Genomic DNA, 26929 nt, shown 5'->3' with positions numbered 1-26929 from the left:
ACAAAAAATAAATATCTTTCTTGACAGTTATAAATAAAACCTATATAATTCGTAGTAATTTCAAAAGAAGTTATATTCAGAATATTGGAATGCGTTGAATAGGAGTAGTAAGGTCATGTATTTGTACAGAGAGCTATGGGTTGGTGTGACATAGTCAAATGACATCCTGAACTCGCCTAGGAGCAGTAAGGTGGAACAGAAGTCTAATTCTTAGTAAATCTTAACGATTAACCTTCGATATCAGGTTTGTAATCAAACGATTACTACTAAGGTGGATTCATAATGGAATCAATAAGGGTGGTACCGCGTTAAGCAAATGGCTTAGCGTCTCTTTATATAAAGAGATGCTGGGCCATTTTTTATTATATATAGGAAGAAATGGAGGTTTTATTTGGATTGCTCAATAATATTTGTTTATTAATATAAAACGATTTATTAGGAGGAAAATAGGATGAAGCAGACGGAGCAATGGACTTCGAAATTAGGTTTTATCATGGCGGCAGCAGGATCAGCAATTGGCCTTGGAGCAATATGGAAGTTTCCTTATATTGCTGGAAAGAGCGGGGGAGGAGCGTTCTTTTTAATCTTTATATTGTTTACGGTATTAATAGGTCTTCCGCTATTATTAGCTGAGTTTATGGTAGGGCGTAGTACACAAAAACAAGCAATTGGAGCATTTAAAAGTATCGCACCGAATACAAGTTGGCATTGGATTGGACGTCTTGGTGTTGGAACTTGTTTTATTTTACTATCATTTTATAGTGTTGTTGGTGGCTGGGTATTAATCTATTTATTCAGAGGGATAACTGGACAACTTATTACACCGCAGCAAAATTATAGCTCACTATTTACAGAAACAATTGGAAATCCAATCTGGGCAATTGTAGGGCATTTTGCTTTTATGTTTATTACGATTTGGGTTGTATCAAAAGGGGTACAAAATGGAATTGAAAAAGCGAGTAAATATATGTTGCCAGCATTGTTTGTTTTATTTGTCGCTCTTATCGTTCGCTCATTAACACTTGACGATGCAATGAAAGGGGTCAAATTCTTCCTACAACCTGATTTTTCAAAGATTACAGCAGAAAGTATTTTGTTTGCAATGGGACAATCATTCTTTGCGATTAGTATTGGGATTTCTATTATGATTACGTACAGTTCTTACTTAAATAAAAAAGAAAGTTTACCACGTTCAGCGGTAACCATTGTTGGATTGAATCTATTTGTTTCTCTATTTGCTGGGCTGGCTATTTTTCCAGCAGTATTTTCACTAGGCATGGAGCCGACAGAAGGACCAGGATTATTATTTATCGTCCTGCCATCCGTTTTTAGTCAAATCCCATTTGGAAGCTTCTTCTTAACGGTATTTCTTGCACTATTCACATTTGCAACGTTAACATCTGCGTTTTCTCTACTTGAAACGGTTGTTTCAGCTTTAGCGAATGGACAACAGGAAAGAAGAAAGAAATTGTCATGGGTAATTGGATTTTTTATTTTCCTAGTAGGTATTCCATCTGCACTTTCATTTGGGGTATGGAGTGACATCACGATCTTTGGTAAAAATATTTTTGATGCGATAGACTTCTTATCTAGTAATATTTTAATGCCGCTTGGAGCGTTATTTATTAGCATTTTCGTATCATTTAAAATGGAGAAAAAAGTGCTAGAAGCTGAGTTTTTTGTTGGTGGGAATTACGGAAAGTCGTTATTTACTTGTTGGGTATTCTTGCTTCGATTTGTCGCTCCGATTGCGATTGTTATTGTATTTTTGAATGTGATTGGGATTATTTAACATGAAATGTTATAATATTCTGAATTGAAGAGGTGAGCAAATGTATTATTATATTACGGATATATAACGTGTACGTATTCGTGGTCCTCCTATTTGTATAAGAGGTTAAAATATAAAAGTAGGAGGGGAATAATGAAACAGAAAAATGAATTGTTACCACAGGGGAAAATGGTGCAGGTGCGCGGGAAAAAGTTGTATGTTGAGATGTATGGATCATTAAAAAATCATCCTGTATTGTTTCTTCACGGAGGTCCTGGTGAGATGTGTTTTGATTTTTCCTATCATCAAGCACATAAATTACAAGATTTCTTTCGACTCATTGCGATTGATCAAAGAGGAGTAGGACGTTCGGAGGAAATTAGGCAAGAGGAGCAATTTGGATTACGAGATATTATTGAGGACTGCGAAGAATTAAGGAAGATGTTACAAATTGAAAAATGGTCTGTTATTGGGCATTCTTTTGGTGGGTTCTTAGCATTGTTATATTCAATAATGTATCCACAATCTATTCAAAAGATTATTTTTGAAGGGCCTACTTTTGATTTTGCATTAACAAGCAGAGCTTTATTAAAAAAGACAGGTGCTCTATTAAAGGAGTACGGAAAAAAACAGCAGGGGAACGAATGTATAGCTATTGCAGAAAGTGATGCGAACTCAGCGGAATTACTAGAAGCTTATTTGAAATTAAGGGATGGATTAGAAGAAAAAAGAATGGAAATTTATAATTACGTTGAGGATGAAACGGATTATAGTTTATATAGTGACGAGGAGTGGGAAGAGTTTTATGATCGTTCCGATACTCATTTTACAAGGTTGAAAGAGGAAGGAGCAGTTCATCAATCGTTATTATCAAAATTAAAAGATGTGAAGAATTCGATGTTGCTAATCATAGGGAAGCATGATGTTGTAACTTGTGAAACACAAATTCAAACATTTAACAGAGATGCTCAAAATGGTAAACTGATTGTCTTTGAAGAGAGTGGTCATACACCGCACTATGAAGCAGCAGATCGATTTGCAGAAGTTGTGATTGATTTTTTGAAATGAAATAGGAAAAAGGTGCTTCACACAATGAGAAGCGCCTTTTTCTCTGTATTCAATTTTCAGGATGAAAGATTGTAATGTTAGGCCATTTACTTTGCCAGTTCTTTTTTTGTAATCTTTTTTCATACATAGTAGTGCGCTCTTTCGTTTCGAGGAAATGAGGTGTTGGCTTCACTTGTAACGTGAGAACATCTTCTATTCCGCAAGGGGCGGTTAACACAACATTATCTTGTTTATCTAATGTAACTCCAAGAGCAGTCGCTGTTTCTGGAAATTTAGAAATTGCATCAACTGAAGATGAATAGGGTGGCATGTTGTTTATTACATGCATGCGGGCCGGATTTTTCACTGACCATGGAATAATAGAATCTATATTTTTAAGCTTATTCTCTAGCGTTTTCTCTGCTGATTCGTCAAGATTTATAGGATCAAAATAGACGATATCGACATCTGGTAGTGTAGTTCGTTCTTCATATCCGTGAAGAACGTCCCAAATCTTAGAACGAACAAATCCGGCGCAAACCCACCAGTCAGGTAGTTGTAAAGATTTTGCTGTCTGTAATATTTCCATCATCCAAGTATCGTTTTGTATAAGCCCAATAATATCTTGTTCTGTTTTGATATGCATTTTTAATTCCGCCTTTTTTACCTATTATTTTAGAAAGTGCTATGTAGTTAATTTAATGCATGAGCTTAATAATCCATAAAATCCAATGTGCACCAGGTACAAATAAGAGCTGTGCTAATAATGTGCCGAGAAATCTTGAAATCATAAGCCAACCAAACATTTTACTCATTGTATCAGCGCCATTTTCTGATTGAAGAGCACGCTCTGTTAAAAGGGCGATACGCGGATCTAATAGTACAGTTAATAAGATTGTGGCAAATCCATTAACGAGTCCGGAAGCTGTGCTCGCATTCGTCGCATACATTGGATTTAAAAAGGAAGCGTACAAGGCGGAAAGAACACCCGCTGTATAGATGGCAGTTGCGAACATATTAATGAGCATAATACGTTTTGGAATACCACCAATCCTCATCCGATGAATCATTTCAAATTTAGGAAAGCGGATATATTTTTTTGTATACTTCAATTTTTGTATATTATTTGTTTTCATCATTCGGATGAATGAACCATCTGTTTCAAAGTTTTGAATTACATATCCAAATAACTTCGTTAAGGTTGGATATAGAATAATTGCAAGCAGTGTACCGATAGAAGCGGATAATAAGACAAGGCGGATGATTCTTTCTAAATCAATAGAAGAATCTAGTTTAGCTTGATCAACAATCCCACCGATTAAAAAAGCTTGTAGTAAGTTAGATGTTCGTGAAATGAGTAATACCATTCCAACTACGGATAAGGCAACGGCAATCCTTTTTAAACGAACACCAGCTAGTCGAATACTATAAGAACTTGTTTCGACTGCATGGATGATAATCGTGAAAGCCATTATGAAAATTAATGTTGTCGTCATTTGTTTCACCATTTTTCTTTTAAATTATATTTATAATACAACAGGAACACATTTTTTGGTATATCTATTCATGACTTAGGCCTTGGTAGAGAAGAAGAGAGTTGTGAAATGTAATATAAAATTCTAAATAAAAGGAAATTATGATAATACAGAAAAATATAGCGATTTTTCTGATAAATTAAAATGAGCGGAGGAGTGAAATGTATACAACATTTCTATTCGATTTAGATGGCACATTAACTGATCCGAAAGAAGGAATCATAAATTCTGTTTTATTCGCATTGCGAAAAATGGGAATAGATGAACCTAATCAAAAAGAGTTAGAATCTTTTATTGGTCCTCCGATTCAACATTCATTTGCAAATAGGTATGGAATGACCGAAGAACAAGTAGAAGAAGCTGTTGCGTATTTTCGGGAATATTTGCAGCAAAGTGGTCTGCTTGAGAATAGAGTATATGAGATGATTCCTCATATTTTAAAAGAATTAAAGGATGAGGGAAAACGTTTATTTGTGGCAACTTCAAAGCCAACTGTATTTGCGAGGCAAGTTTTAGAACACTTTAACTTAAATCACTTTTTTGAACAAATTATAGGTAGTAATTTAGATGGAACTAGAATAAAGAAAGATGAAATAATTGAGCATATTTTACATACAAATCCTCAGTTGCAAAAAGATGAGGTAGTAATGATTGGGGATCGGAAGCAGGATATTATTGGAGCTACGTGCAATGGAATTGATTCGATCGGTGTATTGTATATGGATATGGAAGTGAAGTGGAGCTAAAAGAGGCTGGAGCGACGTATGTCGTGAAACATGTCGAAGAGTTACGTAGCTTGTATACAAAAGATAAAAGTTTAACAATATAAAATAAAAGAAAAAAATCCCTTTATAACGAGCAATAGCTAATTTGTTTTCGTTTAAAGGGATTTTTCGTATGTAATAGAATAATAATAACTATACTTTATTGTTATGAAAACTTTGTTATAAAAGGAGGAGAGATGTAAGTATTTGAATCTATGTAGGTAGGATATGTTCTAGAATACATAGAAAAGTTTTTGTGATGCGTTGGAATAACTCTAGGGATAAAAGATTGAATTTTCGGTCAAAGGGGGAGGCGAAATTGGAGCTAGTTATTATATTATTAGCACTTAGTTTGCTTATGTTTGTTGCTTATAGGGGATTTTCTGTTATATTATTCGCCCCAATTTTTGCTCTTTTTGCAGTATTTTTAACGGAACCTAGTTTTGTGCTGCCTTTCTTTTCAAATATTTTTATGGAGAAAATGGTCGGATTTATTAAGCTATATTTCCCAGTATTTTTACTTGGAGCGATTTTTGGTAAGGTTGTAGAAATGTCAGGGATTGCAGATTCTATTGCTAAAACGATTATTGAATTAGTCGGTGAAAAACGAACGATTTTAGCAATTGTTTTAATGGGCGCTATTTTAACGTATAGCGGTGTAAGTGTTTATGTTGTTGTGTTTGCAGTATATCCATTTGCAGCAAAACTGTTTCGACAAGCAAATATTCCAAAACGCTTAATACCGGGAACGATTGTACTTGGTGCTGTAACTTTTACGATGGATGCACTGCCAGGATCACCGCAAATTCAAAATGTAATTCCGACGACATTTTTCAAAACAGATATTTATGCGGCACCTATACTGGGTATTATAGGAGCTATTTTTGTCTTAACGTTAGGATTAATCTATTTAGAGAGTCGGCGTAAGAAAGCAAAGGCGGCAGGAGAAGGGTATTTTGGTTTTGGAGATGTAAATTCTGAAATGGCAGCATCTCTAGAGCTAGAGAAGAAGGGAAATGTAATTCTTCAAAACATTGAAATTTCGAGGGTGCAGCAAGTGATTGCTTTTGTGCCTCTTATTTTAGTAGGGGTTATGAACAAAGTTTTTACGATGACTATACCGAAGTGGTATCCAAATGGTTTTGATTTTTCTTCAATTGGAATGAAGGGATTTGGTAAGGTAGAGTTAAGTGCAGTACTTGGCATCTGGTCAGTAGAATTAGCACTCATTATGGGCATTATAACGACGCTTTTATTATATTGGAAGCGTGTTGTGACAGGATTCCAAGCGGGATTGAATACAAGTATTGGAGGCGCGTTGCTTGCAACAATGAATACTGGAGCTGAATTTGGCTTTGGTGGTGTGATTGCAGCACTTCCAGGATTTGCAATTATGAGAGATAGTATTTCTGCAACTTTTACAAATCCATTAGTAAATGGGGCGGTGACAACAAATGTTCTTGCTGGTATTACAGGTTCAGCATCGGGAGGAATGGGAATTGTTTTAAGTGCTATGGGGGATAAATTTATTGCAGCTGCTGAACAATATCACATTCCACTTGAAGTCATGCATCGCATCGTTTCAATGGCATCAGGAGGAATGGATACATTACCTCATAATGGTGCAATTATTACGATTCTGACAGTAACAGGGTTAACACATAGACAGTCGTATCGTGATATATTTGCGGTTACAATTTTGAAAACGGTTGCTGTATTTTTAGTAATTGCATTTTATACGTTTACAGGAATATACTAATAATTTTAGTAGTATGAGAAGGAATAAGTAATTGTAGTGGAATGCTTAATTTGATAATTTATGCAGTGTAAACTTCACGTTATAAAATATTTAATAGAACAAGAAGGGGTGAATGACTTGCAAGAAATCGCGGAGTTTCGTATGCCAAAGACCGTATTATATGGAAGGAACTCACTTGAAAAATTAGGGGAACAAGCAAGTAAATTAGGAAAGAGAGCTTTCATTATTAGTGATTCTATTATGAAGAAGCTTGGCTACATTGATGCATGTGTGAAGCAACTGAGGGCGAAAAGAATAGATGTTATCACATATGAAGAGGTAAATGCGGAACCAACAAATATTCATGTTTTGGAAGCGTTAACACTTTGTGCAGAATCAAAATGTGATTTCATCATTGGAATTGGCGGAGGAAGTTGTATTGATGTGGCAAAAGCAGTAGCAGTTCTGTTTACAAACGGAGGAGAGATTGGAAAGTATGCTCAAAATCATATAGAAATAGAAAAGCAACCATTACCGCTCATTGCAATCCCAACAACATCTGGTACGGGATCGGAAGTGACTAGTGTTGCTGTTATTACAAATAAAAAAACTGATATAAAAACGATGATTAAGCACCCAAGCTTTACTCCCCAGATAGCGATTATTGACCCAGTATTGACGCGTTCTGTACCACCTCATATTACTGCAGCAACAGGAGTAGATGCATTATGTCATGCGATTGAAGCTTATATTTCTAGGTTTTCACAACCACTCACCGATGTACTCGCGCTTTCTGCAATTGGAAGCATCATAAAATATTTACGCATTGCTTATGAAGATGGAGATAATATGGAAGCAAGAGAAGCGATGATGATTGCTTCATTACAAGCTGGTATCGCCTTTTCAAATGCATCCGTTACATTAGTTCATGGGATGTCTCGACCAATTGGAGCGTTATTTCATGTACCTCATGGCATATCAAATGCGATGTTATTACCGGCTGTTTTAGATTTTACAAAAGTTTCTTCAGTCAAACGACTTGCAGATATCGGACGGCACATAAATCCAGATTTATATTCGCTATCTGATGAAGAAGTTTCCAATCAGATAATTCTTGAAATAAAGCAGCTTTGTTTTGATCTTAAGATTCCTAATCTCAGAGGATACGGAATTGATCAGAATGAATTTGAAAATGCCCTTTCAAAGATGGCGAAAGATGCACTTGCTAGTGGAAGTCCTAGTAATAACCCGCGCATTCCGTCTTATCATGAAGTGAAAAAATTATATCGTATATGCTTTGATTATCAATATGAAACTTCTATAAGTACCTCATTAAAATTCTGAATATTCTTCAAATATTTCCGTGGAAATGAAAAGGGGGTAGGAAATGGAATTAGTAATTATTTTATTAGCTCTTTGTATGCTGATGTTTGTTGCCTATCGTGGTTTTTCAGTTATATTATTCGCTCCAATCTGTGCGCTATTTGCTGTTTTATTAACGGAACCAAGTCATGTATTACCGTTTTTCTCAAATATTTTTATGGAAAAGATGGTTGGTTTTATTAAATTATATTTCCCTGTTTTCTTACTTGGAGCAATTTTTGGTAAGGTAGTAGAAATGTCCGGTATTGCCGAGTCTATCGCAAAAACAATTATTCAGCTTGTTGGTGTTAAACGCTCTATGCTAGCAATTGTTCTTATGGGAGCAATTTTGACTTATAGCGGCGTCAGTTTGTTTGTGGTTGCTTTTGCGGTATATCCATTTGCGGCTAATTTATTTAGAGAAGCGAATATTCCAAAACGGCTCATACCTGGAACGATTGCTCTTGGAGCGATTACGTTTACAATGGATGCTCTTCCAGGAACTCCGCAAATTCAAAATGTAATTCCGACAACATTTTTTAAAACAGACATTTATGCAGCGCCATTTCTTGGAATCATCGGGGCAATCTTTGTGTTTCTTGTTGGTATGTTCTATTTAGAAAGTCGAAGAAAAAAAGCCGAAGCAAATGGCGAAGGGTACTATGGATTTGAAAATGAAAATCATGAAATGGCAGCTACAACTGAAACAGAACAAAATATAAAGCCGATTATAAGTACTCCTAAAATTACACCACTTCGCCAAGTGCTTGCTTTTGTACCACTTATTTTAGTAGGGGTAATGAATAAAATATTTACAGTGGCAATTCCCACATGGTATCCAAAGGGATTTGATTTTTCATCGATTGGACTAAAAACGTTTGGAAAAGTAGAACTTTCGGGTGTATTAGGGGTATGGTCTGTAGAACTGGCACTTTTAATTGGAATTATTACAACGATAATCTTAAATTGGAAACGTTTATTTACAGGGTTTCAAGCTGGTTTAAATGCAAGTATTGGTGGTGCTTTACTAGCGGCGATGAATACTGGAGCGGAATATGGTTTTGGAGGAGTTATTGCAGCACTTCCAGGATTTGGCGTTATTCGAGATGGTATCTCCACAACATTTACAAACCCACTTGTAAATGGAGCAGTTACAACAAACGTCCTTGCTGGAATTACTGGTTCGGCATCAGGAGGTATGGGAATCGCCTTAAGTGCAATGTCAGAGAAATATATTGCAGCTGCCGAACAATATAATATCCCATTTGAAGTAATGCATAGAGTGATTTCAATGGCATCAGGAGGAATGGATACATTACCACATAACGGTGCAGTTATTACTTTATTAGCAGTAACAGGATTAACACACAAACAATCGTATCGTGATATTTTTGCGATTACGATTATTAAAACGTTAGCTGTGTTTGTGGTGATTAGTGTTTATAGTTTGACTGGGATTGTATAAAGGAATAGTAGTAGTAGGGGTAGTAGGGAACAAGACTTTATATTATTTGGATAAAGTCTTGGTTTATTGTATTAAAATTATATAATAAGATAATTCTATAATAATTATTAGATGGGGAATGTAAGATGAAAACGGTAGGACTTATTGGTGGGATGAGTTGGGAATCATCATCTGAATATTACATTCAGCAAAGTGTCTATTGTATAGTGTTAATTTTGAAGAGATTGAACGCTACCAATCTGAAGGTGATTGGGAAAAGGCGGGAAAAGTATTAGGGGAAGTTGCATATTCTTTTGAAAAAGGTGGAGCAGACTTCATTGTGATTTGTACAAATACAATGCATAAAGTTATTCGTAATATAAAAGCGAAAGTAAATATTCCTATTTTACATATTGCTGATGCGACAGCCAAGGAAATAAAAAAACAAGGCACTCGAACAGTTGGTTTGCTTGGAACGAAATATACGATGGAACAGGATTTTTACAAATCCCGCATAGAAGAGAATGGAATAAAAGTAATTGTACCAAATGAATCGGATAGAGAAATAGTAAATGGAATCATGTATAACGAGTTATGTTTAGGAAAGATTAATCAAACATCAAGAGATTCCTATAAGAAGATAATAGATCTTCTAGTACAAAATGGAGCAGAAGGAATTATATTAGGATGTACGGAAATAGGACTATTAGTAAAACAAGAAGATTCTCAAGTTCCATTATTTGATACGACGATTATACATGCTGTTGAAGCTGTGAATACATCTTTAGAATAACGACTATAATTTTATTATGTAAACAATATTTGGTATTATAGATGGAAAACATTCAGAAAATACTTTATAATGTAAGTGGTTACAAAAAGGGGGAGTATGAATGTTTTCACTTCAGCCAATTGCGTTTGTACATAATGAAAGAAAAATGATAATGGATGACGAATGGGGAGAAGTACAATCTCTTATTACATTAACTGATTCCTTTTCGGAAGAAAGTATACAGGGCATTGAAAGTTTTTCGCATATTGAAGTGATTTTCTATTTTCATAAAGTGACAGATGAACAGATTCAATATTCTGCTAGACATCCTCGAAATAATAAGGAATATCCGAAAGTAGGTATTTTTGCGCAGCGTGGGAAAAATCGTCCGAACCGATTAGGAGCGACAATTGCGAAGGTTGTAAGACGGGAAGGGAAATCAATTGTAGTTGAAGGATTAGATGCAATTGATGGCACTCCTATATTGGATATAAAGCCTGTTATGAGGGAGTTTGTACCAAGTGAAGGAATTATTCAGCCAGATTGGGCCACGGATCTTATGAAGCAATATTGGCAAGGGAGCGGAGTAAAGTGAAAATATATGAAGCAACAATTGCAGATTTAGATGGATTAGCAGCTGTATTTAATAATTATCGCGTATTTTATAAACAAGAATCGAATGTAGAAGAAGCAAAGGTATTTTTACGTAATCGTATAGAGCAGAAAGAATCTGTCATTTTTGTAGCCGTTGAAGATGGACAATATCTTGGATTTACCCAATTATATCCGTCTTTCTCCTCTGTTTCGATGAAGGAATTATGGATTTTAAATGATCTATTTGTACAAGCCAACAAGCGCGGTGCAGGTACTGGGAAGAAATTGTTAGAAGCAGCTAGAACTTTTGCATTAGAAAATGGTGCAAAGGGTTTAAAACTTCAGACGGAAATTGATAACATATCAGCACAGCGATTATACGCTGAAAATGGCTATTTAAGGGATAATCGTTATTTTCATTATGAGTTAACTTTTTAAGAATGAAATATATATTAGGAGCTCAGCGTACCAGATTGGTATGTTGAGCTTTTTTATTGGTGAGTTGTTCAAGGTATATTCTCTTAAAGTATGTATATTATATCATGAGCTTAAATGAAAGAAGTAAGGGAGGATAGTTTATGAAAGCAATTATATGCACAAAATATGGATCCCCTGATGTTCTTCAACTAAAGGAGATAGAAAAACCGATTCCCAGGGATAATGAAGTGCTAATAAAAATTTGTGCGACAACAGTAACATCTGGGGACTGTAGAGTTCGAAGTTTTAAAAGCCCAATTTTGTACTGGATTCCTATGCGAATCATCTTAGGTTTTAGAAAACCAAGAAAACCTATATTAGGAACAGAATTAGCTGGAGAAATTGAAGCGGTAGGAAAAAATGTAGAGCGATTCAAGACAGGCGATCAGGTTTTTGCATTTACGGGGATGAATTTTGGTGCTTATGCTGAGTACATATGTCTTTCTGAAGACGGGTTGGTGGCAAGAAAACCGAACAATATGACTGATGAGGAAGCTGCGGCTGTTCTTTTTGGGGGAACTTCAGCATTACATTTTCTGAGAAAAGGAAATATCAAGAACGAGCAAAAAGTTCTTATTTATGGAGCTTCTGGAGCAGTAGGGACTTCCGCTGTACAGCTTGCCAAGTACTTTGGGGCAGAAGTTACTGGGGTATGCAGTACCAAAAATTTAGAATTGGTGAAATCTCTAGGGGCTGATACGGTATTGGATTACACGAAAGAGGATTTTACGAAAAGAGGAGAATTATATGACATCATCTTTGATGCAGTTGGGAAAAACTCGAAATCTAATTGTAAAAAAGCATTAAATCCAAGCGGGACATACATTTCAGTTGAAGGAGGAATAGCGAAGATACGTACTGAAGATTTAATTTTCCTCAAAGAGCTTATTGAAACAGGGAAGATAAAATCGGTCATAGACAGATACTATTCACTGGAACAAATTTCAGAGGCTCATAGATATGTAGAAAAAGGACACAAAAAGGGAAATGTAGTCATAACTTTGAATCATAATAAAACCTAACAAAGCTCTGTGCTTGACGTCTTATAGTGCCTAAGTATTTTGGCTGTTATGTGGCCAACAATGCATATTAATTATAAATATAAACAGATTTATATCCTTCACGTATAAGGGGGTTTTTGTAGTATTGCTTTCATTGTTAAACATACTGTTCCTGCGCCGTACTATTCTTTAATACATTTTTTAAATTCAGATTTTCTTCCTTTTTTTGGATGTAACCCCCTTTTTAACAACTGTATTTAAAAGGGGGAGAACAGTACAACTTTATTTCAAATCAACAAGTCGATTTTTATTGTTTCAATATCCATTTTGTAGCATCCTCAAAATTCGCTGCAATATAACTTGGTTCAATGTGAGCCCATTTATCGCGATATGTATGCAATGCGTCATGTCCAGCACCCGTTTGAACTAATATCGTTGTTGCATGAACAGTCGCACCTGCGACGATATCGGTCCAGCGATCGCCAATGACGATACATTTTGTTAAATCCAGCCTATGTGTTTCTGCTGCTTGTAGGAGCATGCCCGTACTTGGTTTACGGCACTCGCATCCTTCTCCATGTCTGTGTGGACAAAGGTAGACGTCATCAAAACCGAATGCCTTTAGTTCTTGGATAAAGTCACTTGCAGCTGCTTTTCCATCAGCGATACCAGGCTGGTTTGTAAAGGAAAATAGTTTTATATTTTCTTCTTTTAACGCGCGTAAGGAGTTTGGTGTAAATGGAAATAAGGTAAATTCACCAGGATAATGTATGGTTGTATCTCCTCCAATTGTTCCATCTCGATCGATAAAAATTGCTTGAATATTTGTCATAATAATAGTTCCCTTCACCTAGTAGATTAAAAGTATTTTACAAAGCGATATCCGTTTACTTCATAGCCTAATTTTTTATAGAACGGATGAGCTTCTGTTCTTTGAATACCGCTTACAAGCCAAGTTCCAATACAGTTGTGGTCTTTCGCTAATTGTTCTGCATAATCCATTAAGATTTGTCCGATTCCTTTTCGGCGTATTGTAGGGTCAACGCTAATAATTGAAATTTCTCCATAACGCGTTACGTCTTCTAAGTTTTCTCGTATACGAAATCCTAGGAATCCAAATATCTTATCTTCCTCTTCATAAACATATAGGAAATCAAACGGGCTCATTTCAACAAATTGCAAGCGGTTTTGCATATCCTTATGAGAAATAGATGAGCCCTTTAATTCTTTTGTCAGTGAACATAGTGCTTCTATATCGTTTACAGTCGCTTTTCGAATGCAAAATGTCATACAATCAACTCCATATGTAATAAATTAATGACTTCAAACTTAAAATATTCTGTAAAAAAATGTTTTTTCCTGCTGGTAAAACCAATGTTTGATAAATTAGATATATAGAATAATATTTCAAAAGAAAATATGTTATAATTTCCCTGGAGTTAACTGTAAGTGAAAAGAGGGGAAGCGATTTGTTACAAGTCAATATTCGCTCAGCGGGTTATGAAATAGGAGAAAAAACAATCCATGATATAGCATTTTCAATTGAAAAAGGTGAATTGGTTGCTTTGATTGGTGCAAATGGCGCTGGGAAAAGTACGACAATTAAATCAATGCTTGGCTTGCTGGCAAATATGGATGGTGAAATTTTATTTGGTGAAAAAGACAATCCATATGCATATGTACCAGAACATCCAACGTATTATGATTATTTAACACTATGGGAACACATTGAATTATTAATGGCTACACGCGGTTGTGAAGTAGGGAGCTGGGAAGAAAGAGCAAGAGAGTTATTATATACGTTTCGAATGGAAAAACATAAACATGAATACTTATCGAAGTTCTCAAAAGGTATGAAACAAAAGTCGATGTTAATTTTAGCTTTCTTAACAGAACCGGACTTTTATATTATTGACGAACCGTTTATTGGGTTAGATCCAGTGGCAACGCGAGAGTTTTTAAATTTCTTATATAAAGAGAAAGAGCGCGGGGCAGGTATTTTACTTTGTACACACGTACTTGATACAGCAGAAAGAATCTGTGAACGATTTTTACTTATTTCACAAGGTACATTATTAGCAAATGGTGACTTACAAACGATTCAATTACTAGCAGAAATGCCGGGAAGTCCATTATTAGATTGTTTTGATGCAATCGTAAGGCGGGAACAACATGATGAAACAACAGTTTTATAAAAGGTTACGTCATGAATTGCAAAGAAAATGGAAATCAATTCGTTCTGTAACGGATTGGACGGTAGCTTTATATATTATTATTCCAGCACTTGTATTTAGCGGAATCTATTATCATTCATTATGGAAAAGAGAATTATCGGCGGAAGAACCGGCTTATTTTTTACTAGGTCTATTTGTATTTTACTTTGTTACATATTCTAGAGGAGCACGTTCGTTCTTTGAGCAAGCGGATAGCCTGTTTTTAATTCAGCATCCAGTTCATATGCAAAAGTTAATGAAATATGGCATGGTGTATACATGTATTCGAATGAGTATAACAAATATAATTGTGACGCTGGTTATGTTACCTATATTTATTAAGAGTATGAATGCGTCTCTATTACAAGTCGTATTATTTTGGTTGGCCTTTACCACTTTTCGATACATGTTATCACTTTTGGTAAGATATATTGATGTGCGTGGAGGGAAGCGCTGGGCGTTATGGATTGTAAAAATTATATTATTTATTATTAGTTTCATTTGCTTAGGAAGTGGTGTATTTTTAGGTTTCAAAACTCCAATGTATTCAATACTATTTGTCATTTTATGTATTATAATTAGTGTAGTATTAATAAAACAAAAAATGAATTATCAGCGTTTCTTTTTTAAAGAAGTTGAAAAAGAAAAGGAAGAGAGTATGCGCTGGACGATGGAAATTATGCAATTCAGCGGTCAAGCAACAAAACCAAGTAACAGTTCGAAGCCATGGTTGTTTCCACGATCGAAGCATATACTGGGGAAAAAATCTAATTCGCGTATTATTGAATCATTTTTAAAGGAGTACTTTCGATCAGGTGCCTCTTTAAGTTTTTATATTAAAATTATTTTCATGAGCGCAGCATCTGTGAAAATAACTCCATGGTGGATTGCACTTATTATTATCGTATTTGCTTGTTTTGCAATTGCACGTTACTCAGGTGATCAATGGAATGAATTTGCTAACAAAATGTTTCTGCAATTATATTGTGAACAAGGGAAGTTGTTATGGCTAAAGGGAAGAGCGAAAATGTATTTGTTTATTCCAGCCGTTTTCATTTATGGAACAGTTATACTTGCGCAGTTTTATTTATTACCGGCTATTATCATTGGAATCTTATTATTAATAGTAATAGGGTGGATTGTATTCTTGCCATAAAAAAGAGCCGTTACGGCTCTTTTTTAGTCTGTAATGGACTGATAAATAAAATATAACAGAACAAAAATGCTCACGACGGAGTACATGACATCAAGAGTCATTAAAATTCCTCCTCAATTTAGTTGTATTTATAGTGTATGAAATCTTACTATTCCATATTCAAATGAAAAAAATATGAACATTAATAAATTTGTAAAGTGCAAAAATTAGCATCATTTTGTATAATGGAAGAAACAACCGTTATAAAGTGGAACTTCCATCAGTGGGGAGCTTCAGCTCAAATTGATGGTTAGTTGAACCAATCGGGCTTTTATGGGCAGTTATCCTCCACTTATCTTTTTCAATTCTCTCTGAATCTTGAGGTGGAGGTCTTACTGCCCGCTAATGTGGGATAAAAATATAATGAGTGGAAGAGGAGGGAATAAAAAAATGCCAAATTGGTTTAGAAAGACGTTAGTTGCATTAATTACTGTGTTTACATTTGGTTTAGTGACGCCTCCTTCTATTTTGCTTGATAATGCAAAAGCGGACAAGCCTACAAGGCAGCAGAATTTGGAGCAAACGTCCTATACATATGAAGAAAGTCGTAACGAAATAACATCGGATGCCTTTCTCACCTATGCGATGCAAGAGGCTGAAAGACAATCCATGCAAAAATTCGGCTCTAAAATTGGACCTGTCATTGAAGATGAGTTTAAAGATGTTATTTTACCTAAAATAGAAGAGGCAATTGCAGAACTTGCAACGGATGTACCACAAGATTCTTTACAGTCATTAGCGATTTCACAAAGACCGACAGGCGGTAATAACGAAAAGATTTTTCACGTGTATGATGCGAAAACAGGAAATGACTTGCTACGTTTCCATGTAAGACGTGACCATCCACCACAAGATGGATATTATTTCAATTTTCATTACCATCGCTCTGATGATGGATATATAGCACATCATGAGCTAGGGGATATTTATTGGAATACGAATATGCCGCCGAAATGGCTTTCTTAATGAAGAAGAACAAGGAGGATCTTGTTCTTTTTGTTTTTTATAAGTTAAAGGTGAAATGTAGTTCACCGCCGAATAAAGTATGTTTAGATTTGAAAAAAGAAGCTAGGGGAGCATTCAGTATGCAGAAATATATTGTGTTTGATTTTGATGGTACTTTAGTAGATTCACAAAATATATTTGTTCCTATTTATAATCAACTTGCCGAGAAGCATGGATATGAAACGGTAAGGGAAGAAGATATTGAACCTTTACGAAAATTATCTATTCCTGAAAGGTGTAAACAGCTTCGCGTACCACTTTATAAATTGCCTATATTAGCGTTAGAGTTTTATAAGCTGTATCAGCCGGCTATTAAAGATCTAGTCTTATTTAATGGCATGAAGGACGTATTAGATGAATTACATAGAAATGGCTATGGAATCGCGGTAATATCCTCTAATTCAGAAGAACATATTAGAGCCTTTCTACATAATAATCAAATAGAAAACATTCAAGAGGTATTTTGTTCGAAAAATTTGTTTGGTAAAGATAAAATCATCAAGAAGTTTTTAAAAGAGAAACAATTAACAGAAGCGGATATGTTGTATGTTGGTGATGAACAACGAGATATTGTCGCCTGTAAAAAAGTTGGTGTAAATGTTATATGGGTTGAATGGGGATATGATGTGTTGGAAACGGTAAAAGAGGATTCGCCGGATTATATGGTGAATACGCCAAATGAAATTTTGCATATCGTACAATCTGTTCATTAAGATGAAAAAATGGGAGGAAAGGACGATTAAACAGTTTGAACCTGGTATTCATCATATTGAGTTTTGGGTAGAAAATTTAGAGAAATCCATACATTTTTATAGTAGATTATTCGCTATCATCGGTTGGAAACAGTTGGATGATACTGCATTTAGTACAGGCAAGGTTGAGATATATTTCAAGGAAGTAGATGAAAAGATTGTAAGGACATTAGGTCCGAGGCATATTTGTTAACAGGCTGTAAATCGGATGGTAGTTGATGAAGTCGCGTGTTTTCTACAAGGTGTTCAAGCGAAGATTATACGTGGGCCCATTGAGATGAATCATTACTCGGATGGGTATTATACGGTAGATTTTTATGATCCAAATGGGTTTATAGTGGAAGTAGCATATACGCCTAATGTAGAAATGTGAGGAGGCGACAGGATGAGTCGTATTGAATTACTTCAAAATAGAATAGGTATTTTAAAATCCGCCAAGCGAATTGAAGAAATATCTAAAGGTTTTTCTCCTGATAAAAAATATATCGTAACGGTTTCTAGTCAGGAAAAATACTTATTACGAACTGGTGATATAAATGAGTATAAAAGAAAGAAAATGGAGTTTCAAATCTTAAATGAAATGCAAAAACGTAATGTCCAATCACAAAGGCCGATTGAACTAGGGGTGTTGGAGAACGAAGGGGTATGTTATAGTCTTTTTTCGTATTTAGAAGGGGAAGATGCAAAGAAATTATTACCAATGTATACACCTAAAGAGCAATACGATATTGGAGTAGAGGCAGGAAAAGATTTAGCGAGAATGCATACATATATGGCACCTCAGGTGATAAAGCCTTGGTATGAAAGGGCGATGAGAAAGCATAGAAACTATTTAGAGGCATATAAAACTTGTGGAATTACAATAAAGAAGGATGAGGAAATTATTAAGTTTATTGATAGAAACGAAATGTACTTAAAAAAGCGACCAAATCAATTTCAACATGATGATTTTCATTTGGAAAATATTATTGTACAGAACAAAAAATATGTAGGAGTCATTGATTTCAACGGGTATGATTGGGGAGATCCACTTCATGATTTTGTAAAGATTGCAGTATTTGCAAGAGAGATTAGTATCCCGTATTCGATTGGACAAATTCACGGCTATTTTAATGGAACCACTCCAGAAGAGTTTTGGCGACTATATTCTGTTTACGTAGGCATGACCATCTTTTCATCAGTAGTATGGTCTTTAAGGGCAGCGCCACACATGTTAGATGACATGTTGGAGCGTCTTTATATAGTTTTAGAGGATCATAAAAACTTTGAACTGTTGCAGCCGGCATGGTTTCAACCGGAAATATTTTGTGTGAATAATAGTTGAAAATAGATGGTAGGTATGAGTCCATTTAATAAGATTGAACTCATACCTACCATTAAAAATTACCACTCACTATGTTTTAACACATATAAAGCCTCTTTTAAATCGACATCTTCTTTTATGTGTTCAGGAGTCCATGGAATATATATGTGGTTGTATCCCGATTCCAGACATTCCTTCACCTTTATCCACTCTTGAAAGCCTTGAGGTAGGATACCAAAGCTCAAATATGTCATTCCATTGCATAATTGCTAAATTAGAGTAATCATTAAGCCCAGCTGTTGGACGCCCAATTACTTTTACTTTAGAAGATTTCTTACATGTTTCTACAAAGGAATCTCCAGAGCTCCCACATGTGACTGTGACATCTGCTAAAACGACAACTTTACTTGGTGTCTTTCTCCCCTTAACTTTTAATACTTGTAGTTCTGGTGGTAGTTCAGATGGATCAAACGTAACGAATCCTTTATTATAATTCTTTTTTAAATCATGGATAAATATATCAAGAAATAGTTTGGACCCTTCATCTAGAGGTTCTTGACTTTCCACTTGAAAATCTTTAATTCGTAAATCATAGTTTCGCTTCATATGATTTAGTTGCATTGTATCTGAAGCATTTGAGGAATCGAAGAGATTTATTTCTTTATCCTCAAATAAGTAAGGAAGTAACTTAAAATAAGAATCATCGCTTCCGCCACGATTCGTCCGAACGTCAACTATTAAATTTAGAGAAGAATCTAATTCATGTTTATAGTTAAGAATTAACTGATTGATAGCTTCAGCGTTCCCAAAGTCTGTTAATGTTATTAAAAGTGTGTCTTGATTATATTTTTCACATAAACAATAGAGGGAAGCATAGTTCTCCCTCTATTGTTGTATTCTTATTTAACTTTCGTAAATGTAAGAGGTTGTGTACTTAACATAGCAGGTACGTGTAATTGAATCGTTTGGAACTGTCCGCTTGTATCCATCTCGTAAGAAAGCAGCACATTCATTTCGATTTGGAATAAATTTAATGTTGCGTAAAACATATCATAGTGATGGTGATGTAACTGGACTTTTAGTTCCGTGAACTGTAAATATAACTCCTCATTTTGTTTATACACTTCGAGTGTTCCATAAGCAGGGTGCTCAAATGTTCCACTGTAGTCTTCTAATGCATGAGAAGGTGCAGTCTCTTTTATTTGCTTTGGAAGTGATTGGTTTCCTTCTTTCATCATTTCTTTTATTTTCGCAGTGTCTTCTAGAGCTCGTTTATGCCAGTCAATTGTTTCTAATCCGAGGAGTTCGTCATAGATTTGGTTTGCGAGATACATAGGGAGTAATGTAGTTCCAGCGTTCGTTAAAATGACAAGCCCTATATTTTCTTTTGGAATGAATGAGACAAGTGCAGAAAATCCATCAATACCTCCGCTATGATGAATCACCTTATAACCACGGTAGGCGCTAATAAACCACCCAAGAGCATAACTATTCAATGGAGATTCAGGTGTTGATAAAAATGGCTGGTCAGGAATTGTATTGTGCGGTGTATACATTTGCTGTAGTAACTCGGAAGATAGTAATTCATGATCTCCAGTTTTTCCTTGGTTAAGATGGAAAAGTACCCAATTCGCCATATCTTCGATTGTAGAATTGATACATCCAGCAGCTCCTACTGTATCAAGGTTACAGAACGGTACTTCGCTTACTTTTCCATCTTTCACAACGTAAGGTAATGCATAGTCATTCGTACGTTGTGAGTCTGTAACAGAGAAATTGGTTTGTTCCATTTGAAGTGGTTCTAAAATATGTTCTTTTACATATTGTTCCCATGTTTGATCTGTAATGTTTTCTACAATGTAGCTGATTGTTGCATACATTAGGTTGTTATATAAGAAAGCTGTGCGAAATGGTGCATCAAATGATAAATGCTTTATTTTTTCAACGATGTCTTTTCGTGTTAAGGAAGAGTTGTACCAAAGAGTATCATGACGACTTACTCCAGAACGGTGAGAAGCTAAATCTCGCGCTGTAATTTGTGAGCTTGCAAATACATTGGATAAAGAGAATGTAGGGATATAAGATTGAACAGGGGTGTCCCAATCAAATTGTTTCTGTTGTGCTAATAGGCTTAAAGAGAGTGTACCAAACGCTTTAGTTGCAGAACCAATTGCAAATCGTGTTTGGGGTGTAACAAGTTCTTTCTGTTCTAAATTACGATATCCAAAACCTTCTGAAACAATGACTTTTCCATCTTTTATAACTGCGACAGCAGCTCCTGGAACTTGTAAATCTTTCATCATTTTTTCCATTGTTGTTTGTAGTGTACTAACAACAGGGATTTCGATTTTAGACATGTTTTTAACCTCCAAATATAATTTATTCTTTCGCACTATACTTTCTTTGATAGAAGGTTAAAAACCTTTCAATATGTAAAAATTAAGAATTTTGTAATAATCATTAAAATTAATATTTATTTAGAATTTTATTTTTATTACAATTAGTTTAAATAAAAGCTTTTATTCATTTTGTTATGCATCGAGGTTTTTTGTATGATAAACTCCATATAGGAAATAGATGTGAAAGAGGGTTTTTCTTATATATGAAACATGCTGAATATGAATACTTAAACTTGTGCCGCCACGTTATGGAGAATGGCACGAAAAAGGAAGACCGTACAGGGACAGGAACTGTATCTGTATTTGGATACCAAATGCGTTTTGACCTTAGTAAAGGATTTCCTTTATTAACAACAAAACGTGTTCCATTCCGATTAGTAGCAAGTGAATTGCTTTGGTTTATGAAAGGTGATACAAATATTCGCTACTTACTTCAAAATAACAATAATATTTGGAATGAATGGGCGTTTAAAAGCTGGGTAGAAAGCGATGCGTACGAAGGACCAGATATGACAGACTTTGGACTTCGCTCGCAGCAAGATGAAGAATTTAAGAAACAATATGATGAACAAATGGAAGTATTTAAAAAGAATGTATTAGAAGATGATGAGTTTTCAAATCAGTACGGCTATTTAGGAGACGTATACGGAAAACAGTGGCGCGCTTGGAAAACAACAGCAGGTGAGACGATTGATCAGCTAAAGGACGTAATCGAAATGATTAAGAAAACACCAGATTCTCGCCGCTTACTTGTTTCTGCATGGAACCCTGAAGATGTACCGAGCATGGCACTGCCACCATGTCATACGTTATTTCAATTTTACGTAGCAGATGGAAAACTTTCATGCCAGTTGTATCAACGCAGCGGTGATATTTTCCTTGGCATTCCATTTAACATTGCAAGTTATTCTCTTTTAACACACTTAATTGCACATGAATGTGGCCTAGAAGTAGGGGAGTTCGTACATACAATTGGAGATGCACATATTTATACAAATCATTTTGAACAAGTGGAAAAGCAGTTAGCACGTGAACCGCGTCCATTCCCTACACTTACATTAAACCCAGATGTGAAATCTGTTTTTGACTTTGAAATGGAAGATTTAACATTAGAAGGATATGATCCACATCCGGCAATCAAAGCACCTGTCGCAGTGTAATCGTAAAAGGAGATGAAAATATGATTATTTCATTTATGGTCGCAATGGATGAAAATAGAGTAATCGGTAAAGATAATAAGTTACCGTGGCGTCTGCCAAGCGAGTTACAGTATGTTAAGAAGACAACAATGGGGCATCCACTTATTATGGGTAGAAAAAATTACGAAGCAATTGGAAGGCCACTTCCAGGAAGACGCAATATTATCGTAACACGTAATGATGATTATCATGTAGAAGGTTGTGAAATTGCGCATTCTGTAGAAGAAGTTTTTGAGCTTTGTAAAAATGAAGAAGAAATTTTTATTTTTGGCGGAGCGCAAATTTATGAGTTATTCTTACCATATGTAGAAAAATTGTATATAACGAAAATCCACTATGCGTTTGAAGGAGATACATTCTTCCCAGAGATTGATATGAAAGATTGGAAAGAAGTATTTGTAGAGAAAGGTGTGACGGATGAGAAGAATACGTACACATATTACTATCATATATACGAAAAGCAATAATAAGGGATTGATGTGAATGGGAATGTTCACATCAATCTTTTTATTTAGATAACTAGATAGAACTTTATGTGTGAGTTAGCTTGGTGGTATAATGAGAGAGCATGCGTTTGATATTTTGAAGGATCGAAAAAATTCCTGACAGATAGCGATACTTACAATTTCTTTGTTTAACAAAAGGAGGAGAACCATTTGAAAAAAATATGGGGGATGCTTTTTCTGTGTCTCGTACTTGTATTAGTTGGATGCGGTAAAGAGGAAAAACCAGAACAAGCATTTGATACATATGCAAAAGCATGGAATAAACAAAAATTTGCAGATATGTATGATCAATTATCAGAAAATGCAAAAAAAACCATTTCGAAAAAAGATTTTACAGAGAAATATCAAAAGATTTATGAGGGCATTGAAGTTAAAAATCTGAAAGTAGAAACAGGAAAAGTAAAAGAGGGTAAAGAAGATAAAGGGCCTGTTCCTTTTAAAGTGAGTATGGATACTGTAGGTGGACAAATTTCCTTCTCACATGAAGCGAAGCTTGTAAAAGAAAAAGATGGAGATAAAGAATCTTGGAAAATAGATTGGACTCCAGATTTCATTTTTCCAGGTATGACAAAAGACAGTAAAATACGCATGCAAACATCTCAAGCGAAGCGCGGGGAGATATATGATCGTAATGGAAAAGGACTTGCAACGAACGGAAGAGCAAATGAAATTGGCATTATTCCAGGTAAACTAGGCGAGGCTGCGCCACAGACAAAAGCAACAATAGGGAAACTACTTAATATATCTGTGGAAGAGATTGATCAAAAGCTTGCAGCGAAATGGATTAAACCTGATTCATTTGTACCAATTGGAATTTTACAAGAAGGTGCAGCGCAAAATGATTATATTTCTTTAGACGGTGTAACAACTCGACAAGTAAATGTCCGTACATATCCATTAGGAGAAGCTGCTGCTCATTTAACAGGATATATGGGTAAAGTAAATGCAGAAGATTTAAAGAACCTGCAGAAAAAGGGATATCAGGCGGATGATCCCGTTGGAAAAGCTGGTTTAGAGCAAGTTTTTGAAGATAAGCTACGCGGTAAAAAAGGTGGCCGTGTCTTTATGGAGGATGCACAAGGAAAAGAGAAAAAAGATTTAGCAAAAACAGAAGCAAAAGATGGGGAAAATATTACGTTAACAATTGATAGTACAATTCAAGAAAAAACTTTTAACGAGATGAAGGGAGAAGCTGGTTCAAGTGCAGCTGTGAACCCGAAAACTGGTGAAACAATTGCACTTGTAAGTAGCCCTGCCTATAATCCTAACGTAATGGTAAGAGGAGCATCGAAAGCGCAACGTGAAGCATGGAATAATGATCCGAAAAAACCAATGACGAATCGATTTACACAAGCAACTGTACCAGGATCTGTATTTAAAGCAATTACAGGTGCAATTGGTCTTGAAACAAAAGCAATTGATCCGAAAGAAGAATTGAAAATTGAAGGATTACAATGGACAAAAGATTCTTCATGGGGAAATTACTATGTAACACGTGTGAAAGATGCAAGTCCAATTGATTTTGATAAAGCAATGAAGTATTCAGATAATATTTACTTTGCACAACAAGCTTTAAAAATTGGTAAAGATAAATTTATAAGTGAGGCAAAGAAATTTGGATTCGATGAAAAATTACCAATCGAATATGGATTCCCAACTTCAAAAATAACAAAAGATGATATGAAAAATGATATTCAATTGGCAGATACAGGATATGGACAAGGTCAAGTGTTAATGACGCCTCTTCATTTGGCATTAACATATGCACCGATTGTAAATGAAGGGAATATTCCGTCTCCACATCTTATTAAAGATGACAAACAAGCAAAACCTTGGAAAGAAAACGTGATTTCTAAAGGGAATCAAGATATTTTAAAAAATACGTTAACAAAAGTAATCAATGATCCGGACGGTACAGGGAAAATCGCTAAGATTGATGGAATGACCCTTGCTGGTAAGACGGGAACAGCTGAGCTGAAAGAATCAAAAGAAGCAGATGGAAAAGAACTAGGATGGTTCGCTGCATTTGATGCAAATTCACCAGATATGATTGTTACAATGATGATTGAAGATGTAAAGGGACGTGGTGGAAGCAACGTTCCTGGTGAAAAAGTGAAACATATTTTTCAAAAGTAATAGATGAAAAAACTACCTCCATGAGAAAAAGGAGGTAGTTTTTTTAGAGTCATATGCAAATAATATCTCTGTGGATTAAAGTTTTGCTGTGTGAAACGGTTAGGTTTACTTACTAAAAAAAAGTAGCTATTTTTTATTGACAAAGAAAAGATGTTTTTGTATTATACTTACATAAGGTAAGTAATTTACTTTTAAAATAAAAATCTCAAATTAAAGATAATATCCATAAAGGGAGCGAACAAAAATGACAAAAGTACTATTTATTACAGCAAATCCAAATTCAGCAGAAGGATCTTTCGGTATGGCGGTAGGCGAAGCTTTCATCGAAGCATATAAAAACGAACATCCACAAGATGAAGTTGTAACAATCGATCTATTTAACACAACTGTACCAGAAATTGATGCAGAAGTATTTGCGGCTTGGGGTAAATTTGCAGCAGGTGAAGGTTTTGAATCATTAAGCGAAAGCCAACAACAAAAAATCGCAGCAATGAATACAAACTTAGAAACATTTATGAATGCAGATCGTTATGTGTTTGTAACACCAATGTGGAACTTTAGCTATCCACCAGTAGTAAAGGCATACTTAGATAACTTGTCTATTGCAGGTAAAACATTTAAATATACTGAAAATGGACCAGTTGGATTACTAGAAGGTAAAAAAGCTCTTCACATTCAAGCGACAGGTGGTATTTATTCTGAAGGGCCATACGCAGCGATGGACTTCGGTCGTAACCACTTACATGCAGTATTAGGATTTATTGGGGTAACTGATGCTGAGTACCTTGCAGTTGAAGGTATGAATGCAAATCCAGAAAAAGCACAAGAAATAAAAGAAGCAGCAATTGCAAATGCACGTGAACTAGCAAAACGTTTCTAGTATAGAACGTTCGAAAATGTCCAAACGATTATCGTTTGGACATTTTTTCTTCTTTTTCCTTCGTTTGTCTAGTATAATGAATGACGGAATGATAATAGGTGGGGGTTCTGTATGATTCAAACGTTTTTTAAAATTTTTTATTTAATCTTAATCGTAATTGGTATTACACCGAGGCTGTGGCGGATAAAAAGAAGAGCAAATACAATGTCACCACAAGAAAAAGATCGCCTTGTGTATAAGACAACGAATTGGTTTGGCAAGAAGATGGTGCGTGTAGCAGGTTCGACTGTACAAGTGAATGGGCTTGAAAATGTGCCACAAGATAAGCCGGTACTTGTTGTAAGTAATCATCAAAGTAACATGGATATTCCAGTTTTACTTGGTCACTTAAATAAGCCCATTGGATTTGTTTCAAAAGCGGAAATTAAAAAGTTTCCACTTGTGCCAACGTGGATGGAATTGATGAATTGTGTGTTTATGGATCGTAGTGATCGTCGTCAGTCTCTTCAAGCTATTAAAGATGGGATTGGATTTTTAAAGAATGGTCATTCTATCGTGATTTTCCCAGAAGGAACGCGCAGTAAGGGCGGTGAAATGGGAGAGTTTAAAGCTGGAAGTTTTCATCTTGCTGTAAAATCTGGCGTGGCTATATTGCCAGTAACATTAGATGGAACATATAAGATGTTCGAAGCTAATGGAAATCAAATGAAACCAGCCCATGCGACTGTAACCATTTCAAAACCAATTACACCTGAGCAATATGCAAGTATGGATGTTAAAGAATTAACACAATATACGAAAGATATTATTGCAGCTCAATTACATAAGTAATAAAA

23 protein-coding genes, 4 pseudogenes and 1 other annotated feature are annotated in these 26929 nt (G+C 35.3%); of the genes and pseudogenes, 21 read left to right on the top strand and 6 right to left on the bottom strand.

Annotated features, from left to right (window positions below):
* The first annotated feature begins 85 nt into the window (after positions 1-85).
* Positions 86-335, top strand: a binding site (T-box leader).
* Between the two features lie 116 nt (positions 336-451).
* Together AZF08_RS19590 and AZF08_RS19585 are read left to right on the top strand one after the other, a co-directional pair.
* Positions 452-1792: a sodium-dependent transporter gene (locus tag AZF08_RS19590; protein WP_033673739.1), complete on the top strand. Its 1341-nt coding sequence runs from the start codon at positions 452-454 to the stop codon at positions 1790-1792.
* Positions 1793-1924: 132 nt separating this feature from the next.
* The gene (locus AZF08_RS19585) at positions 1925-2839 is read left to right on the top strand and encodes an alpha/beta fold hydrolase (protein WP_033673740.1); all 915 of its coding nucleotides are present in this window, start codon (positions 1925-1927) and stop codon (positions 2837-2839) included.
* 49 nt (positions 2840-2888) lie between these two features.
* Here the strand turns inward: AZF08_RS19585 and AZF08_RS19580 are convergent, their stop codons facing one another.
* Positions 2889-3464: a nucleotidyltransferase family protein gene (locus AZF08_RS19580; RefSeq protein WP_033673741.1), complete on the bottom strand. Its 576-nt coding sequence runs from the start codon at positions 3462-3464 to the stop codon at positions 2889-2891.
* Positions 3465-3516: 52 nt separating this feature from the next.
* Positions 3517-4314 (bottom strand): lipid II flippase Amj family protein, encoded by a 798-nt coding sequence (locus AZF08_RS19575; RefSeq protein ID WP_033673742.1) that lies wholly within the window; start codon positions 4312-4314, stop codon positions 3517-3519.
* A gap of 200 nt (positions 4315-4514) precedes the next feature.
* On the opposite strand from AZF08_RS19575, the pseudogene AZF08_RS19570 reads away from it, so the two are divergent.
* From AZF08_RS19570 to AZF08_RS19535, 8 genes and pseudogenes are all read left to right on the top strand, one after another.
* Positions 4515-5182: pseudogene (locus tag AZF08_RS19570) on the top strand (HAD family hydrolase).
* Between the two features lie 254 nt (positions 5183-5436).
* Positions 5437-6876 (top strand): GntP family permease, encoded by a 1440-nt coding sequence (locus AZF08_RS19565; RefSeq protein WP_033673743.1) that lies wholly within the window; start codon positions 5437-5439, stop codon positions 6874-6876.
* A 108-nt stretch (positions 6877-6984) separates the two neighbouring features.
* Positions 6985-8199: an iron-containing alcohol dehydrogenase gene (locus AZF08_RS19560; protein ID WP_275451410.1), complete on the top strand. Its 1215-nt coding sequence runs from the start codon at positions 6985-6987 to the stop codon at positions 8197-8199.
* A gap of 43 nt (positions 8200-8242) precedes the next feature.
* The gene (locus AZF08_RS19555) at positions 8243-9682 is read left to right on the top strand and encodes a GntP family permease (RefSeq protein ID WP_033673745.1); all 1440 of its coding nucleotides are present in this window, start codon (positions 8243-8245) and stop codon (positions 9680-9682) included.
* 125 nt (positions 9683-9807) lie between these two features.
* Positions 9808-10454: pseudogene (locus AZF08_RS19550) on the top strand (aspartate/glutamate racemase family protein).
* A gap of 100 nt (positions 10455-10554) precedes the next feature.
* On the top strand, positions 10555-11028 hold the full coding sequence (locus tag AZF08_RS19545) for an SAM-dependent methyltransferase (protein ID WP_033673746.1): 474 nt from the start codon (positions 10555-10557) through the stop codon (positions 11026-11028).
* Positions 11025-11465, top strand: a complete 441-nt coding sequence (locus AZF08_RS19540; protein WP_033673747.1) for a GNAT family N-acetyltransferase — start codon at positions 11025-11027, stop codon at positions 11463-11465. Before AZF08_RS19545 ends, AZF08_RS19540 begins: the two co-directional genes overlap by 4 nt.
* 140 nt (positions 11466-11605) lie before the next feature.
* Positions 11606-12526 carry an NAD(P)-dependent alcohol dehydrogenase gene (locus AZF08_RS19535; protein WP_033673748.1) on the top strand — a complete coding sequence of 307 codons (921 nt, stop codon included), beginning with the start codon at positions 11606-11608 and terminating at the stop codon, positions 12524-12526.
* Positions 12527-12812: 286 nt separating this feature from the next.
* Here AZF08_RS19535 and AZF08_RS19530 read toward each other — a convergent pair whose 3' ends face one another.
* Positions 12813-13337, bottom strand: a complete 525-nt coding sequence (locus AZF08_RS19530; protein ID WP_033673749.1) for an HAD-IIIA family hydrolase — start codon at positions 13335-13337, stop codon at positions 12813-12815.
* Positions 13338-13363: 26 nt separating this feature from the next.
* Complete coding sequence (locus AZF08_RS19525) at positions 13364-13795, bottom strand: GNAT family N-acetyltransferase (protein ID WP_033673750.1); 432 nt, start codon at positions 13793-13795, stop codon at positions 13364-13366.
* A gap of 179 nt (positions 13796-13974) precedes the next feature.
* Between AZF08_RS19525 and AZF08_RS19520 the strand changes: the two genes are divergently transcribed.
* The 6 genes and pseudogenes from AZF08_RS19520 to AZF08_RS19495 all read left to right on the top strand — a co-directional run bounded on the left by AZF08_RS19520 (position 13975) and on the right by AZF08_RS19495 (position 18994).
* Positions 13975-14700: an ABC transporter ATP-binding protein gene (locus AZF08_RS19520; RefSeq protein ID WP_033673751.1), complete on the top strand. Its 726-nt coding sequence runs from the start codon at positions 13975-13977 to the stop codon at positions 14698-14700.
* On the top strand, positions 14678-15874 hold the full coding sequence (locus tag AZF08_RS19515) for an ABC transporter permease (protein WP_033673752.1): 1197 nt from the start codon (positions 14678-14680) through the stop codon (positions 15872-15874). The genes AZF08_RS19520 and AZF08_RS19515 overlap by 23 nt, the downstream gene beginning before the upstream one ends.
* 429 nt (positions 15875-16303) lie before the next feature.
* Entirely contained in the window at positions 16304-16879 is a 576-nt protein-coding gene (locus AZF08_RS19510; RefSeq protein ID WP_033673753.1) for a YpjP family protein, read from the top strand.
* Between the two features lie 119 nt (positions 16880-16998).
* On the top strand, positions 16999-17631 hold the full coding sequence (locus AZF08_RS19505; RefSeq protein WP_051725676.1) for an HAD family hydrolase: 633 nt from the start codon (positions 16999-17001) through the stop codon (positions 17629-17631).
* A 1-nt stretch (position 17632) separates the two neighbouring features.
* Positions 17633-18043: pseudogene (locus AZF08_RS19500) on the top strand (VOC family protein).
* 12 nt (positions 18044-18055) lie between these two features.
* Positions 18056-18994, top strand: coding sequence for an aminoglycoside phosphotransferase family protein (locus AZF08_RS19495; protein ID WP_033673754.1), 939 nt, complete (start codon positions 18056-18058; stop codon positions 18992-18994).
* A gap of 59 nt (positions 18995-19053) precedes the next feature.
* Here AZF08_RS19495 and AZF08_RS19490 read toward each other — a convergent pair.
* Together AZF08_RS19490 and AZF08_RS19485 are read right to left on the bottom strand one after the other, a co-directional pair.
* Positions 19054-19858 (bottom strand): annotated as a pseudogene (locus AZF08_RS19490) (S41 family peptidase); the annotation flags it as partial.
* A 14-nt stretch (positions 19859-19872) separates the two neighbouring features.
* Positions 19873-21330, bottom strand: a complete 1458-nt coding sequence (locus AZF08_RS19485) for a serine hydrolase (RefSeq protein ID WP_033673755.1) — start codon at positions 21328-21330, stop codon at positions 19873-19875.
* Positions 21331-21575: 245 nt separating this feature from the next.
* On the opposite strand from AZF08_RS19485, the gene AZF08_RS19480 reads away from it, so the two are divergent.
* The 5 genes from AZF08_RS19480 to AZF08_RS19460 all read left to right on the top strand — a co-directional run bounded on the left by AZF08_RS19480 (position 21576) and on the right by AZF08_RS19460 (position 26924).
* Positions 21576-22532, top strand: a complete 957-nt coding sequence (locus AZF08_RS19480; protein WP_033673756.1) for a thymidylate synthase — start codon at positions 21576-21578, stop codon at positions 22530-22532.
* A 20-nt stretch (positions 22533-22552) separates the two neighbouring features.
* Positions 22553-23038, top strand: coding sequence for a dihydrofolate reductase (locus AZF08_RS19475; protein ID WP_033673757.1), 486 nt, complete (start codon positions 22553-22555; stop codon positions 23036-23038).
* 189 nt (positions 23039-23227) lie between these two features.
* Complete coding sequence (locus tag AZF08_RS19470) at positions 23228-25213, top strand: penicillin-binding transpeptidase domain-containing protein (protein ID WP_033673758.1); 1986 nt, start codon at positions 23228-23230, stop codon at positions 25211-25213.
* 244 nt (positions 25214-25457) lie between these two features.
* Positions 25458-26093, top strand: coding sequence for an FMN-dependent NADH-azoreductase (locus AZF08_RS19465; RefSeq protein ID WP_033673759.1), 636 nt, complete (start codon positions 25458-25460; stop codon positions 26091-26093).
* A 111-nt stretch (positions 26094-26204) separates the two neighbouring features.
* Positions 26205-26924 carry a lysophospholipid acyltransferase family protein gene (locus tag AZF08_RS19460; protein WP_033673760.1) on the top strand — a complete coding sequence of 240 codons (720 nt, stop codon included), beginning with the start codon at positions 26205-26207 and terminating at the stop codon, positions 26922-26924.
* Positions 26925-26929 lie beyond the last annotated feature (5 nt).

This window comes from Bacillus gaemokensis (genome assembly GCF_001590835.1).
Taxonomy (GTDB): Bacteria; Bacillota; Bacilli; order Bacillales; family Bacillaceae_G; genus Bacillus_A; species Bacillus_A gaemokensis.
Note: the sequence above shows the minus strand (reverse complement) of the source record. Positions and strands in the feature narration are given on the sequence as shown.